Here is a 15,584-nt window from a genome sequence, read left to right as displayed (position 1 = left end):
CCCTACCAAATGTAGTTAGCTGCTTCTGTAAATCCTGATGAAGTAGAGAAGTACTTAGCATCAATTGGTTTCCCATCATTCATAAGAACTTTTCCAGAAGTTGCTTCTATTGCCTTTGTAGAGCTTTCATTCTCCTTTGCATTATTATACACTTGGCTTTCTGTTGTATCTTTTACATGAAATCCATCTTTTTCATATCTGTTTTTTAAGTAGTCACTTAAAGCGTAAGTTCTAGCTGCTACAGCTTGTGCTTTTAATGCCTCCACTCCAAAACTTTCTGGCATCTCACTTGGTACTACTTGTTTTAAATAATCTTCAATTTTTACTTTATTTATTACCCTTATTTTCTTAGAGTTAGTTTTAGATGGTTTTATTAACATATCTCCCCTATATCTAGGAGTTGTAGTGTGTCCTTTTTTCAATCCTTCCAAAGTTATATAATATCCATAAGCTGTTATATCTAGTGGATTTACAGTTTTTACTCTATGTTTTCCATCTACACTTACCCAAAGTCTATCTCCATTATTTATTATTACAACTTTTTGTTTAGCTGGTACATCTATTTTAAATCCAGATCCATTTATTCTCATTTTTCCATTACTAGATAGTATCACTTTGCTATGGTCTAAAGAATTATTAGTAGTAATACCTACATTTATAATCTTCCCTACCCCTTTTAAAGAATACATATCTTTTAGTTGAGAGTGTGGATAGTGTCTAGATAGAATTTGTTTATATGTGTATCCATGATTTTTTGCTAAATCATAAGCAGTATATTGTCCCATCCCTACACCATGTCCATATCCTCCACCATAGATATTAGCTCTTCCACCAGTATATTCTATTACAAAATAAGAGGCTGGCAAAAGAGTTATATTTCTTCTAATTGGACTCTCTTGATATTTTCCAGCTCCACCTCTTGCTCCATACATCAAAATATCTTTTCCACTTTCAGTTGTAGATTTTGTTAAAGCAAAAAGTTTTCTAATATTTAACTCTTTAGCAACTAAGTATTTATTTTTATTTGTAGTAATTAAAATATAGGTAACTACTCCTGATTTTCCTCTTCCAGCTACCTCTACATCTTTTATTTTTCCTATACCTGCCTCAGTTATTTTGATAGATTTCCATTGCCCATCATCAAGAGTAAGTACTTCTGCAGGTCTACCTCTATATACAGATGGTAGATTATTTTTTATAGCTGTAAAAAATTCATCCTTATCAAGAGTTATCTTCCATCTCCAATAAGGAGAATTATCTCCATAACCTCTTACCTCTAAATCTTTATAAAATTTTAAAGCTTGTTTCTCATCTACCCCATCAAAAAAATCATAATCATATTTTTTTAGGGTATCATTTCTAGCAGTAAGATACTCTATATCCTTTCCTTTAAAAACATTTGGTATAGGTAATCCTCTTTTTCTAAAAAAAGAGTTATCTAGAGTATAATCTCCCTCTTCTACTCTATTTTTCTCTACCTTGTAAGGAACTCCACCTATCTCCCTAAAGCTTTCTGTTGAAGTACATCCTACCAATGCTAATCCTATAATTATCGCTATTGATAATTGTTTTATAATTTTCATTTTTCTCCTCTTTATATTAATCTAATTTTAACCCATTCTCTTTTATATATTCTCTTACTTTTTCCAGCTCCTCTTGAGTATCTACCCCTATTATCTTATATGGAGTCTCCATAACTTTTATTCTATATCCATTTTCTAAAGCTCTAAGTTGCTCTAATGACTCTGATAATTCTAATGGTGTTGGCTCCATTTTTGCATATTCTACTACAAAATCTCTCTTATATCCATATATCCCCACATGTTTATAGTAATTTTGTATATCTAGCTTTCTTGGATAAGGGATTACACTTCTTGAAAAATATAGTGCATAGCCTTTTTTATCAGTTATTACTTTTACATAGTTTGGATTTTCTATCTCTTCCATAGTGTCTATCTTGTATTTTAATGTGCTCATTGAAATAGTGTCATCCTCTTTAAAAGAATTGATTATAGAGTTAATCATCTCTGGCTCTATTAATGGCTCATCTCCTTGAACATTAACTATAACATCATAGTCTTCATATTTTGTACAAACCTCTGCTATTCTACTAGTTCCATTTTCATGCTCCTTACTAGTAAGTATAGCTTTTCCTCCAAATCTTTCAACTTCCTTATATATTCTTTCATCATCAGTAGCTACTACCACTTCATCAAGATTAGAAAGTTTTGTCCTTTTATACACCCACTCTATCATAGTATGTCCACAAATATCTTTTAATGGCTTTCCTTCTAATCTAGTTGAAGCATATCTCGATGGTATTACTCCTAAAAATTTCATTTTACAACCTCCTTAAAATCGAGTACAATATATTATAACATATTATATCAAATATCTCTAAATAATAAAATATCTTTGGTTAAGATAATTCAGGAGGGGATTATATGAAAATAAAAAAAATATTTTTTATCTCATTACTTTTAACTTTATTTATAGCTTGTACCAATGCTCCTATTTCTGGAAGAAAACAATTACTTTTAGTTTCTGAAGAGGATATGATTAATCAAAGCTATTCTCAATATAGAGAAATTATTGTTCATAGTAAAGTTCTAAATAACAGTGATGCTAAACTTGTTAAAAAAGTTGGAAATAGAATTGCTAATGCTGTTGATAGATATTTTAAAGAACATCCAGAGCAAAAAATATCTAAATTTAAATATCAATGGGAGTTTAACTTAATAGAAAATAGTGTTCCTAATGCTTGGTGTATGCCTGGAGGTAAGGTAGCTGTCTATAGTGGGATCCTCCCTTATACTAAAGATGAAAATGGACTAGCTGTTGTTATGTCCCATGAGATAGCTCATGCTATTGCTGAACATGGAAGAGAACAAGCAAGCTATTCAGTACTACAAAATCTCGGTGGTTCTATTTTAAACTCTATGGGACTCCCTACTCAAATATATGGTGGTGCTTCAAATCTTGTTCTTTTAAAATATAGTAGAGAACATGAAACAGAGGCTGATGAATTAGGGCTTATTTTTATGAAATTAGCTGGCTATAACCCTAATACTGCTATAAGTTTTTGGGAAAGAATGAAAACTTCTTCTGGTGGTGGACAACCAGAGTTTTTAAGTACACATCCTAGCGATACTACCAGAATAAACAACATAAAAAACTTTTTACAAAGTGAAAAATTTAAAAATATTACAAAATAGAAAGGACGAAATTATGAAAATTTATTTTATCAGACATGGAGAAACAGTATGGAATACTTTAAGAATTTTCCAAGGTTCATCTAATTCTCCACTTACAGAAAAGGGAAGAGAACAAGCTAAAAAATTAGGAGAGAGATTAAAAAATACAGAGTTTACAAATTTTTACTCTTCTCCTCTTGGTAGAACTATTGAAACATCAAAACTTATAATAGGAGATAGAGATATCAAAATAGAAACAATTGATGAGTTTAAAGAGATATCAGTAGGAAGAATGGAAGGTGTTCCTAGAGAAAAGTTTGAAGCTACATATCCTGAGCAATTTCACAATTTTTTCTTCAATCCAAAAGATTATAATCCAATCCCTTATGATGGAGAAACTTTTCCTCAGCTTATAGAAAGAGTAGAAAGAGGATTGAAAAAAATAACTGAAAATCATAAAGAAGATGATGTGATTGTAGTTGTTACTCATGGAATGACTTTGAAAGCTATATTTAAGGTTATAAAGGGTATCAGTTTTGATGAATTAGGAAAGGTAGCAGTTCCTCAAAACACAAGTCTTTCAATAGTAGATTATACAGATGGAAAATATAGTGTAGATATTTTCTCTGATGTTTCACATCTTGGAGCAGATGATTATGAAAACTATTAATTTGGTTTTTAACTCTTTTTTAGATGCTTTTAAAATTGTTAGAGAAGCTGGACTTAAGAAATTTTACTTCCTGCCTGGGATTATAAGTTTAATACTCTTTGGAATTTTTGTATATTTAGGAGATTATCTATCTCTAAGTATTGCTACAGCTTTTGAAAATTTTTTCAAACTTGGAGAATATAGCTCTATCATATATGTTTTAATAAAAATTTTAATATGGATATGTACGATATTTTTCTACTATCTAGTTTATAAATCATTACTTCTTGTAATTATCTCCCCTATTCTTGGATATATATCAGAAAGAGTGGAAACTCATCTTACAGGAAAAAAATTTGATTTCACTTTTGGAGATAATATTAAATTTTTATTAAGAGGTATTGATATCGGCTTAAAAAGTTTTTTTAAACAGATGGTTGGGACTTGTGTAGTAATGTTACTTGGATTTATTTTCCCAATAAATTTATCTATCCCACTACTTATATTTATTATTCAAGGATATTTTACAGGTTTTTCATTTATGGATTATACCTTAGAAAGATATAATCTTACTCCAAAGGAAAGCCTTGAATTTTTAAAAAAACAAAGAGTGTATGCTGCACTTTGTGGTGGAATCTTTACACTTCTATTTTTTATTCCAATTATTGGAATATTTATAGCTCCACTTATTACCTGTATAGCTACTACTAAGATAACTTTAGAGCTACTTAAAGATTATCCTCAATCTAATTCTATCTCAACTAAATAAAGGAGATATTATGGAAATTTATTATTTTTCTGGAACTGGGAATTCCCTGTATATTGCTAAAAAAATTAAAGAAAGTTTCATAGATTGTAATTTAATTCCAATAGAAACTCTCTCACGTTTTGAAAAAATTACTCCAAAATCTAAAGAAGTTGGATTTATTTTTCCTGTATATTTTGGGGATATCCCTCCACTTGTAAAAAATATTATTAAAAAATTTGATTTTTCCAAAATAGAATATATATTTGCTCTCCCAAATTGCTATAGTATTGCAGGGGCTACTTTTATAAATTTTAGAAAAATTTTAAAATCTCAAAATAAAAATATAAATTATGAAAATATTTTATTTATGCCAGATAATGCTATACTATTTCCAATAGAAAAAGATAATGAGAAATTAAAACAAGTAGAAATAGATATTATTCCTGTTATTGAAGATATTAAAAAGAGAATTAATAGAAAATTATCTAATAATTATTTCCAAATTTTTCAATATTATATAATGAAGCTATTTTCAGAGTGGGAGTTCTCCCCTAAAAAATTTATTGTAAATGATAGTTGTATTAGCTGTGGAATCTGCAAACAAGTATGTCCAACTAAAAATATTGAATTACAAAATGGAAAACCTATATTTAATTCAAATTGTACTCATTGCCTTGCTTGTTTTCATTGGTGTCCAAAAGAAGCTATCTATATGAAAAATTTTACAATAAAAAATAGAAGAAAATATCACAATCCAAATATCAAGTTAAATGAAATTATTAGAAAATAAGTATCTTTAAATCACAATTTAAAAAGGAGTTTTTAAGTAATATATACTTCTAAACTCCTTTTAATTTATTCATCTAATTCAGCACAAGCTTTTTCATACTCTAACTGACTCTCTTGAAAACCTTTTTCCTTATATGGAAATCTCTTGTCAAACTCTTCTATCTCTTCTTGAGTTGCTTCTAAATCATCAGAAAATATAACATATCCTGATATATTTTCTAAAGCTCCTTCATATAATGACAGCACTAAAAGCCCTTTATAAAATTTCATATCTGGCATAGAAATTCCATATTTTTTACCACCTAAAAAACCATATGGTTCATAGTGATATGGATAACCTAAAGTTATTATTGCTCTATACCCCATCTCTTTAGCTTTTTCTATTGTGTAAGTTATTAATTTTCTTCCTAATCCTTGTCTATGAAATTCTGGAGAGATAAATACAGGTCCAAAAGATATAACCTTATGCTCTTCCTCTTTCTTATCTATTATCTTAGAATTAGTATAAAAAATTGCTCCTTCTACCTTCCCATTTACTTCAATTACATAAGTTAGTTCTTTTATAAAGTCTGAACTTCTACGTAATTTATTTACTACAACAGGTATATCTGTTCCTGGAAAATATAGACTCCAAAAAGCTTCTCTTGCTATCTCTTCAACTCTTCTATAATCTCTTTCCTCTTCTTGCCTTATGATTATACTCATAACTACCCCTTTGCCTTATTTTTCTTTTATTGTATCAGTTATTTTATATCAAGTAAATAATTTCTATTGAACTTCTTTTTAAAATTAGATAAAATATTATAAAAAAAGCGAGGCTATTTATGAAGATAATTTTTTCTCCAAGTAAAACAATGAAATATAAAAATATAGATTTAAAAAATAGTAAAGATGTAGAATTTACTAATCATACAAAAGCTCTTATAGAAAAATTAAAATCTTTTTCAATAGAGGAGATAGGTAATCTTTTTAAATTAAAAGGTAAACTTTTAGAAGAAACTTATAATAATATTCAAAATTTTGCTACTTTATCTTCTTATAGAGCTCTCTCTCTTTATGATGGAGTTACTTTTAGACAATTAGAAATAGAAAAATTTAGTGATAAGGAGATAGAATATCTAAATAAAAATCTTTTTATTCTATCAGCTCTCTATGGAGCAATCTCTCCTAATACAGAAATTAAACCTTACCGTTTAGATATGACTATAAATATTTTAGATGAGAGTATGTACAAATTTTGGAGTAGAGATATTAATAACTATCTTGATAAATATTCCACAGAAATTTTTATTAATCTTGCTTCTAAAGAGTTTTCTAAAATTTTAGATTATAAAAAATTTAAAGTGATTGATATTGAGTTTAGACAAAATATTGATGGAAAATTAAAAAATATCAGTACAGAGGGAAAAAAAGCTAGAGGAATGATGCTCAATTATATAACTTTAAATCAAATAGAGGATTTAGAAAAAATAAAAGAGTTCTCTGAAGATAATTATAAATTTTCTCCAGAAAACTCCACAGAAACTAAATTATTTTTTATAAAATAATTCAGATAATATATCAACTAAAGAAAACTCAAAGAATTGTGTAATTTATGAAGAGAAGTTAGATTAACTCAGCGAAATCGAACGCTAAAAAATGCAATAAGTCGAAGACTTAACCCTTGCATTTTTAGTGAAATAAGCTCGTAGTTAATCAACTTCTTGGAATATGGAACAATTCTTAGTTTTCTTTTTAACTTGGAAATCTCTAATCGTTTCAAATTATTTTATTTTTTATACCTATTTAGCACTTAAAGCTGCCATTGTTATATAGTTATATGGTTGATTGAAGTGAGGTAAGAAGAAGATATCTAATAGTTTTAATTTATCAATAGTTACTCCCTCTTGAATAGCTAGTGAGAACATATGAATTCCCATAGAGATATCTTGCCTAGAAGCTAATTGTGCTCCTAAAACCCTTCTTGTATCCATATCATAAACTATGCTAATTAATACTTTATCATTATTATGTTCTATAAATCCAGGTTTTTGTAAGTCTTCATAGCAAGTTGCCACAGCATTGTACCCTAATTTTTTAGCTTTTTCTAATGTAAGTCCTGTTGAAACCATATTTAATCCATAGATAGATATTCCATTAGAACCTTGAACTCCTATACTTTCTAATTTTGTTCCACATACATTATGAGCTGCTACAACTCCAGAACGTACAGCATTAGTAGCTAATGCTATATAGTTAGTATCTTGAATTGAGTTATCATATACAGTAGCACAATCTCCTATTGCATATACATCTTCTAAACTTGTTTTTTGTGTTAAGTCTACTTTATAAGCATTTTTAAATAACTCTAACTTATCTTTTCCTAATTTAGTATTTGGTACAAATCCAACTGCTAATATTACCATATCAGCTTTATATGATTTTTTATCTGTAATTACTTCTTCAACTTTACCATTTCCTTTTATTTCAAGAACTTTCTCTCCATAATTTAAGTTGATTCCATTATCAGCTAGATTTTTATTCATTAAATCTCTAAACTCTTTATCATAATATCCTGATAAACAACTGTCTGCTAAGTCAATTAGTTCTACATTTTTTCCTATTCTTTGGAAAGCTTCAGCAAGTTCTACTCCGATATATCCAGCACCTACTACTACTATATTATTGAACTCCTTGTTCTCTAATTTTTTTATTACATCTTCAGCATGTTGATATAGCTTTACAAATTGTACATTTTCTAAATCTTTTCCTGGAATATTTAAATCTATAGGTAATGAACCTGTTGAAAGAACTAATTTATCATATGATTCCTCATACTTCTCTCCATTTTTTCCAGTTGCATACACTACTTTTTTATCAAAGTCTATATTAGTTACCTCAGTTTCCATATGGATTTTAGCTCCTTTAGCTTCTAATCCCTCTTTTGTTGCATAGAATAATCCCTCTGGACCAGAGATTTGTTTTCCTATCCAAAGTGCCATTCCACACCCTAAGAAACTAATATTTGAATTTCTATCAAATACTACTACCTCATTATTTGAATAATTATTTAACATTGTATTTATAGCTGCTGTTCCAGCATGATTTGCTCCTACTACTACTATTTTACTCACAATATACCTCCCTAAACTATTTCTATAAAGATACTATACTATCTTTGTTTAGTTTTTTCAAATTATTTTACTTCCATTTTTTAACTCTAAGCAGAGTTATTTTTAACCAAAATAGTATAGTTTAATATTTAAAGTGATATTTTTTAGAGTTTAAACTTATATTTCAAAAAAAAGAGAAGACTTATCTATCAAAAATAAATCTTCTCATTATTATTTTATTAGTCTAATTGAGCTAAAATATCATCAGCTATATCAAAGTTAGCATAAACTTCTTGAACGTCATCTAAATCATCTAAAGCTTCATAAAGTGCCATAACTTTCTTAGCTGTATCTAAATCTGTAATTTGAACTTTATTTTCTGGATTCATAGCTATTTCAGCTTCTTCATAATTATATCCAGCTGCTTTTAAATTTTCTAATACAGTTTGGAACTCTGTATAATCAGTAATTACTTCAAATACTCCATCCTCTTCAGAAACATCTTCTGCTCCAGCTTCTAATGCTGCCATCATAAACTCGTCAGCATCGATTCCTTCAGATTTTACTGTTATAACTCCTTGCTTTTTAAACATCCAAGCAACAGCACCATCAGTTCCTAAGTTTCCACCTTTTCTTGTGAAAGTCATTCTTAATTCAGAAGCTGATCTATTTTTATTATCAGTAACAACATCAACTATAAAAGCTGTTCCTACTGGTCCATATCCTTCATATCTCATCTCTATGAAGTCTACACCTTCTAATTCCCCTGTACCTTTTTTAATTGCTCTTTCTAATATATCTTTAGGCATGTTTCCAGCTTTTGCCTTCTCAATTGCAAGTCTTAATCTTGGGTTGAAGTTAGGGTCTCCCCCACCTTCCTTAGCTGCAATTGTTAACTCTTTTCCAAATTTTGTAAATAATTTGGCTCTTTTCTTATCTTGAGCTCCCTTTCTGTATTGGATATTTGCCCATTTACTATGTCCTGCCACAATAAACCTCCTAATTTTTTCTTATATAAAATTTTACCATATTAACTAAGTTTTTTCAATACTTCTTAATTCTTAAAATCTCATTTTTTGTAATTATCATATCTATTTTTATATCATGCTCTTCATATGGAATACTCTCAACTAATTGAATATCAAAGATAGGAGCTATTTTTAAAGTAGAAAAATTATTAAGAAAAAGTTTGTCATAATAACCTTTTCCATATCCCAATCTATTTCCTTCCAGATCAAAGGCAAGTCCAGGAGTGATTATTAAATCTAAATTTCCTAAATAATTATCCCCAATAGGCTCTCTTATTCCATAGCTCCCAATAGAAAATCCTTTTCCATATTCAACTATTGAAAGAGTACCATCTTTTTCTACTCTAGGAAGATAGAGAATCTTATTCTCTTCTAATATCTTTTCATTCAATCTCTCTATCTCCACTTCACTTCCAAAATTCATAAAAGATAAAATTTTTCTAGCATTTTTATATTCATCTAATTGTAAAATTTTTTTACAAAGAATTTTACTCTCAAGCTCTCTTTGATCTTTTCCCATTGAATCTCTAAGTTTTTTTATCTTTAATCTCAAACTTTTTTTATCCATCTATTTTATTCAACTCTTGTTTTAAAATTTTCAAATCATTCCAAAATTCTAGAGCAGCTCTTGATTTTTTCCCTGCTTCATTTCTTGATTTTTTTACAAAGTTTACATCATAAGTGATAAGAAGTTTTATTCCTCCTATCCACTCTAAAATATTCCCTCTCTCTTCTCCTAACTTCACATCTCTATCTAATAAAGTTTCAGCTACCTCTGAACCTAAAACTACAATTATTTTGGGCTTAACCAAGGCAATTTGTAGATTTAGTAACTCTTTTAGTTGCTCTCTCTCTTCTTCCATAAACTCTGAAAATTTACAATCTTTCTTAGCCAATGTTGTAATATAATAATCATCTGGTGTAATTCCCTCTATATCACAAAGCTTTATTAAAAACTCCCCACTTGAACTAGGAGCTACTTTTAAATCTTCATTTTGATATAGATCTGGATCATCTCCTATAAATAAAATATCTGCCTCTCTATTTCCACTTCCTATGAGAGTTTTTCTCTCTGATATATCTCCATAAGTTTTTCCTAAACTTCCTACTTCAAACTTTATCTCTTCCCAAAAATTATCTATCTCTTCCATCTTGCACCTCCTAAAGTTCAAATAATTCAGTGGCTCTGTCCTGTTTTGCTAACTCATATTCCAATCTGATTCTACTCTCTCTCAACTCTTGAGCTATTGTATCCCTCACTATATCTGGATTATTACTATCCTTACTTATATGAGCTAAATATACTTTTTTTAGTTTTTCATTATACATCTCTTTTATAAATTTAGCTGCTTCATTATTTGAAAGATGCCCATTTCTACTCTTAACCCTAGCTTTTAAATCCCAAGGATAGTTACAATTCATAAGCATATTATAGTCATAGTTACTCTCTATTACCATAATATCTACCTCTTTAAAATTTTCTCTCACTATATTATTTACATATCCTATATCAGTAGAGATAGCTGCAACCTTTCCATTTTGAGACTCTATTCTATATCCTACTGTTCTACAAGCATCATGCATCACGTCAAAAGGCTTTACAAGTAGACTATCGTTTATTATAAACTTTTCATTATCTATAAATCTAAGATTTTCTGCTGCTATTTTTCCTAATTTACTCTCTCCAGCTTTAAAGCTCTCTGGAGTGATATAGATAGGAACATTGTATTTTCTTGAGATTATCCCTGCCCCTTGTATATGGTCTATATGTTCATGGGTTATTAGTATTCCATTTATATCAGAGATATCCCTTTGAATAATAGAAAGTCTTTCTTCTATCTTTTTACAACTAAATCCTGCATCTATTAAGATTTTTCCATTTTCACTCTCTATGTATGTGGCATTTCCTCCACTTCCACTTCCAAGTATTGAAATTTTCATCTATTTTTTCCCTTCTAAGATTAAAAAATCTAAATAATATCAATATATAATTTATACCATAAAAAACTAATTTTGAGAATATTTTAATTTTTTCTTGACATTTTTTCCAAAGAGGAATATAATCCTCTACAAGATAAAATTTGAAAAGGAGGAAAATTTAATGTTTAGAACATATTTTAGCTTTAGTTACTTTGTATTCTTTTACTTTTATTATTTTATGTTTTCAAAAAAGAATAGACAATGTTTTTCTAATGCTAGGTTATGTTTTAATATGTTAAATTTTTTCTGATACCTTTTTATACTTTACAATAAAAAGATATTTAAATTTAGTGTAGTTTTTTAAACAGCCTTCATGGCTGTTTTTTTTTATACTCTAAAAACATCAAGGGGGATATTTTATATGAAAAAGAAAGTTTTATTGTTACTGATTTTAATTATTGTACTTATTAGTTGCCATGGAGTTTTATCCAATAAACAGGAAAAAATTTCTTCTACTCCTAAATACAAAAAAGATTTTATCATTGCTCAAAAATCTGATGTAAAAACATTAGATCCTCAAAGAAGTATAGATACTGTTTCTAACCATGTTATTGATGCTATGTTTGAGCCATTAGTTAAATTAGATATAGATGGAAATATTCAACCAGCACTTGCTACTTCTTGGGAAAGATTAGATGAGTGTACTATGCTATTTCATTTAAGAGAAGGGGTAAAATTCCACAATGGAGATACCCTTTCTCCAGAGGATGTCAAATACTCTTTAGAAAAAGCTGCTGTTTCTCCTCAAACTTCATATCTTTTAAATATGATAAAAGAGGTGGAAATAGTTGATAGCAATAGTGTTAAAATTATTACCTCTTACCCTTTTGGAGCTTTACTTAAACATTTAGCTTCTACTGCTGCTTCTATTGTCAATAAAAAAGCTGCTACTCTTGCTGGAGAGGAGTTTTTTAAAAATCCTGTTGGAACTGGAGCTTTTACTTTTGAAAGTTGGATAGCTGGAGATAGAATCACTCTTAACTCTTTCAAAGATTACTGGGGAGAAAAACCTAAAGTTGAAAAAGTAATTTTCAGAAGCATTCCAGAAGTAAGTAATAGAATGATTGCTCTAGAAACTGAAGAGATAGATGCTAGTTTCGATATTGGTATAATGGATAGAGAGGCTTTGATTAACCACAAAGATTTATCTCTTATTGAGGTTGAGTCTTCTGCACAATTATATCTATCTTTTGACCAAACTAATCCTCTATTTAAAGATATAAGAATAAGACAAGCTATCAGTTATGCTATTGATAATAAAACTCTTGCTGAAGCTGTATTTAGAGGTTCTGCATCTCCAGCAAACTCTCCTCTACCTAGTGCTGTAGCTGGACATAAAGATATTGATTACTATAAGCAAAATATTGAGCTTGCAAAAAAATTATTAGCTGAGGCTGGATATCCAAATGGTTTTCCTTTAAAATTATGGGTAAATGATGAATCTACTAGGGTAGATATGTGTGTTATTATTCAAGGACAGCTTAAAGAGATAGGTATAGATGTGGATATTGAAGTTTTTGAATGGGGAACATTTTTAACTAAAACTTTAGAACACAATAAACCTCTTTACTTATTTTCTTGGAGTGGTTCTACTGGAGATGCTGATGGTATCTTATACCCTATGTTCCACTCTTCTCAAAGAGATGTTTCTGCTAACAGAAGTAATTATTTCTCTCCAAAAGTAGATTCATTACTAGATATGGCTAGAACATCTATTGATGAAGAAAAAAGACTATCTTTATATAAAGAAGCTCAAGAAGAGATTCAAAAGGATTTACCTCACTATACTCTTGTTTATAACAAATTAAATATGGGAATAAATAAAAAAGTTAAAGGTTTGACTCTTTCTAGTACTGGAGATATTAATTTAGCTGATATCTCTATCTTAGAAAACTAAAATATTAACTAGAAAATTTAGTAATTTTATAGTATAACTTATAATATAAAACATTGGGAGGGATACTTATGAACTATGTATTAAACAAAGATTTATTACATCAAAAATATTTTGAGGAAATTTCTAAAATACCTCATGGTTCTTATAATGAACAACAACTTAGTAACTATATTGTAAATATAGCTAAAGAGTTAGGGTACAAATATATTCAAGATGAGATGGGAAATGTAATTGTATATAAACCTGCCTCTTCTGGATACGAAAATCATGCTACTATAATATTACAAGCTCATATTGATATGGTATGTGAAAAAAATATAGATTGTAACCATAATTTTGAAACTGATTCTCTTTCTCTTCAAGTAGAAGATGGTTGGGTAAAAGCTAAAGGAACAACTTTAGGAGCAGATGATGGATATGGAGTAGCATATATGCTAGCTCTACTTACAGAAAAAGATATAGCTCATCCAGCTCTTGAGTGTGTATTTACAGTTCAAGAAGAAGTTGGATTATTTGGAGCTATCAATTTAAAAAAAGAGTATTTTTCTGGAAAAAAATTTATAAACCTTGATAATGGTAGTGAGTCTAATACTTATGTATCTTGTGCTGGAGCTCTTATCTCTACCTTTACAAAATCTATCACTTATGAAAAAAACTCCTTACCTACATATAAGATAGAAGTAAAAGGATTGTCAGGGGGGCACTCTGGAGGACAAATCCACCTAGAGAAAGGAAACTCTATAAAAATAGTTACTAGAATCCTTTACCATTTAAATAAAAACTTTGGAATCAACCTTGTAAATATAGATGGTGGTTCTAAAATGAATGCTATTCCAAGGGAAGCTTTTGCCACTTTCTCTTGTGCTGAAAATTTTGAAACAATAGATGAACTAGTTAAAAATATAGAAAAGGAAGTTAAAAAAGAGTTAGAATTTTCTGACAATGGTGTATATATCTCTCTACTAAAAAGTAATAGTGAAAAAATTATCACTAAAAAAGAGAGCGATGAGATTATCAATGTGCTATATCTTATTCCAAGTGGATTACAACATAGAAGTTTAGCTTTTGAAAATCTTACAACAGCCTCTCAAAATCTTGGAGTAATAACTACAAAAGAAAATAAAATAAAATTTACTGTATCTCTTCGTGGTGCTTTAGAATCATATAATCAAGAGGGAATGGAAAATCTTAAATTCCTTTCTCAACTGTTTAATGTTTCCTATGTAGTAGATGCTCATTTCTCAGCTTGGGAATACTCTCCTGTATCTGAATTTAGAGAGAGATTAAAAACTCTATATAAAGATTTTTATCAAAAAGATATTCAAGTTTTAGCCACTCATGGTGGATTAGAGTGTGGAATATTCAAAGCTTTAATTCCAGAACTAGATATTATAACTCTAGGTCCTGATTGTAAAAATGCCCATACTCCAGATGAAGCTATGAACTTAGAATCTTTTGATAAAATGTATAATTTCTTAAAACTTTTACTATCTAATTTATAAGGAGAGATTCAATATGTTGGGGGCAATTGTCAATACTAGTGCTATAATAATAGGGTGTACAATAGGTGGATTAGTAAAAAAAGGGATTCCAAAAAAATATGAAGAAGCTATGCTCAATGCTTGTGGACTTGCTGCTTGTGGTATAGGTTTTAACTCCATTATATCCAATATGGGAAAAAGCCACTATCCTGTTTTATTTATCATAAGTTTAGTTCTTGGTTCTGTCATAGGAACTAAGCTTGATTTAGATACAAAACTTCAAAATATAATGAAAAAATATACTAAAGGAAATTTAGGAGAAGGGATTGTTACTGCTGCTTTACTCTTTTGTATAGGGTCATTATCAATAGTAGGATCTGTAATGGCAGCATTAAAAAATGATTATACTTTTTTATTTACAAATGCCTCACTAGATTTTGTAACTTCAATTATATTCTCTTCTACCTACGGAATAGGAATTATAGTTGTGGCTCTTATTCTATTTTGCTGGCAGGGAAGTATCTATGTTTTAACAAGATATGTATGTTTAGATTTTTTTAGTGAAGACTTAATAGTTGAGCTTTGTATTGTGGGAGGATTTTTAATTACAGCTACTGGACTTGGGATATTAAAAATAAAAAATATCAAAACTCTTGATATTCTTCCTGCTATACTTATTCCTGTAATATTTTTTATAATTAAAAGATTTATATAATAAATTTTTCT

16 protein-coding genes are annotated in these 15,584 nt (G+C 29.0%); 8 read left to right on the top strand and 8 right to left on the bottom strand.

The annotated features are described in order from the left end of the window. Positions 1-2 precede the first annotated feature (2 nt). Positions 3-1,583, bottom strand: a complete 1,581-nt coding sequence (locus FMAG_RS10635; RefSeq protein ID WP_005886567.1) for a SpoIID/LytB domain-containing protein — start codon at positions 1,581-1,583, stop codon at positions 3-5. A gap of 16 nt (positions 1,584-1,599) precedes the next feature. Then, the gene (gene kdsB, locus FMAG_RS10630; RefSeq protein ID WP_005886566.1) at positions 1,600-2,340 is read right to left on the bottom strand and encodes a 3-deoxy-manno-octulosonate cytidylyltransferase; all 741 of its coding nucleotides are present in this window, start codon (positions 2,338-2,340) and stop codon (positions 1,600-1,602) included. 104 nt (positions 2,341-2,444) lie between these two features. Here kdsB and FMAG_RS10625 point away from each other — a divergent pair, with 104 nt between their 5' ends. Genes FMAG_RS10625 through FMAG_RS10610 form a run of 4 tightly spaced genes read left to right on the top strand, consistent with a single transcriptional unit; the run spans position 2,445 to position 5,381 of the window. Then, positions 2,445-3,215: a M48 family metallopeptidase gene (locus tag FMAG_RS10625; RefSeq protein WP_005886565.1), complete on the top strand. Its 771-nt coding sequence runs from the start codon at positions 2,445-2,447 to the stop codon at positions 3,213-3,215. 13 nt (positions 3,216-3,228) lie between these two features. After that, positions 3,229-3,864, top strand: coding sequence for a histidine phosphatase family protein (locus FMAG_RS10620; RefSeq protein ID WP_005886564.1), 636 nt, complete (start codon positions 3,229-3,231; stop codon positions 3,862-3,864). Further along, the gene (locus FMAG_RS10615) at positions 3,851-4,612 is read left to right on the top strand and encodes an EI24 domain-containing protein (protein ID WP_005886563.1); all 762 of its coding nucleotides are present in this window, start codon (positions 3,851-3,853) and stop codon (positions 4,610-4,612) included. Before FMAG_RS10620 ends, FMAG_RS10615 begins: the two co-directional genes overlap by 14 nt. A gap of 10 nt (positions 4,613-4,622) precedes the next feature. Further along, a complete protein-coding gene (locus tag FMAG_RS10610; protein WP_005886562.1) occupies positions 4,623-5,381 on the top strand; it encodes an EFR1 family ferrodoxin in 759 nt (252 codons plus the stop codon). Between the two features lie 65 nt (positions 5,382-5,446). Here the strand turns inward: FMAG_RS10610 and FMAG_RS10605 are convergent, their stop codons facing one another. Next, positions 5,447-6,085, bottom strand: coding sequence for a GNAT family N-acetyltransferase (locus FMAG_RS10605; protein ID WP_005886561.1), 639 nt, complete (start codon positions 6,083-6,085; stop codon positions 5,447-5,449). 119 nt (positions 6,086-6,204) lie between these two features. Between FMAG_RS10605 and FMAG_RS10600 the strand changes: the two genes are divergently transcribed. Beyond that, a complete protein-coding gene (locus FMAG_RS10600) occupies positions 6,205-6,927 on the top strand; it encodes a YaaA family protein (RefSeq protein ID WP_005886559.1) in 723 nt (240 codons plus the stop codon). A gap of 234 nt (positions 6,928-7,161) precedes the next feature. On the opposite strand, the gene nox is transcribed toward FMAG_RS10600, so the two are convergent. From nox to FMAG_RS10575, 5 genes are all read right to left on the bottom strand, one after another. Further along, a complete protein-coding gene (gene nox, locus FMAG_RS10595) occupies positions 7,162-8,493 on the bottom strand; it encodes a H2O-forming NADH oxidase (protein ID WP_005886557.1) in 1,332 nt (443 codons plus the stop codon). Between the two features lie 218 nt (positions 8,494-8,711). Then, positions 8,712-9,461 carry a YebC/PmpR family DNA-binding transcriptional regulator gene (locus tag FMAG_RS10590; protein ID WP_005886556.1) on the bottom strand — a complete coding sequence of 250 codons (750 nt, stop codon included), beginning with the start codon at positions 9,459-9,461 and terminating at the stop codon, positions 8,712-8,714. Positions 9,462-9,516: 55 nt separating this feature from the next. Beyond that, positions 9,517-10,068 carry a 5-formyltetrahydrofolate cyclo-ligase gene (locus FMAG_RS10585; protein ID WP_005886555.1) on the bottom strand — a complete coding sequence of 184 codons (552 nt, stop codon included), beginning with the start codon at positions 10,066-10,068 and terminating at the stop codon, positions 9,517-9,519. Continuing rightward, positions 10,061-10,651 (bottom strand): uracil-DNA glycosylase, encoded by a 591-nt coding sequence (locus FMAG_RS10580; protein ID WP_005886554.1) that lies wholly within the window; start codon positions 10,649-10,651, stop codon positions 10,061-10,063. The genes FMAG_RS10585 and FMAG_RS10580 overlap by 8 nt, the downstream gene beginning before the upstream one ends. A gap of 10 nt (positions 10,652-10,661) precedes the next feature. Further along, a complete protein-coding gene (locus FMAG_RS10575) occupies positions 10,662-11,441 on the bottom strand; it encodes an MBL fold metallo-hydrolase (protein WP_005886553.1) in 780 nt (259 codons plus the stop codon). Positions 11,442-11,841: 400 nt separating this feature from the next. Here FMAG_RS10575 and FMAG_RS10570 point away from each other — a divergent pair, with 400 nt between their 5' ends. The 3 genes from FMAG_RS10570 to FMAG_RS10560 all read left to right on the top strand — a co-directional run bounded on the left by FMAG_RS10570 (position 11,842) and on the right by FMAG_RS10560 (position 15,573). Beyond that, positions 11,842-13,377: an ABC transporter substrate-binding protein gene (locus FMAG_RS10570; protein WP_005886552.1), complete on the top strand. Its 1,536-nt coding sequence runs from the start codon at positions 11,842-11,844 to the stop codon at positions 13,375-13,377. Between the two features lie 68 nt (positions 13,378-13,445). Continuing rightward, a complete protein-coding gene (pepD, locus tag FMAG_RS10565; protein WP_005886551.1) occupies positions 13,446-14,879 on the top strand; it encodes a beta-Ala-His dipeptidase in 1,434 nt (477 codons plus the stop codon). A 13-nt stretch (positions 14,880-14,892) separates the two neighbouring features. Further along, positions 14,893-15,573: a DUF554 domain-containing protein gene (locus FMAG_RS10560; protein WP_005886550.1), complete on the top strand. Its 681-nt coding sequence runs from the start codon at positions 14,893-14,895 to the stop codon at positions 15,571-15,573. Positions 15,574-15,584 lie beyond the last annotated feature (11 nt).

This window comes from Fusobacterium mortiferum ATCC 9817, assembly GCF_000158195.2.
GTDB lineage: Bacteria > Fusobacteriota > Fusobacteriia > Fusobacteriales > Fusobacteriaceae > Fusobacterium_A > Fusobacterium_A mortiferum.
This window is presented reverse-complemented; position numbering and strand designations above follow the sequence as displayed.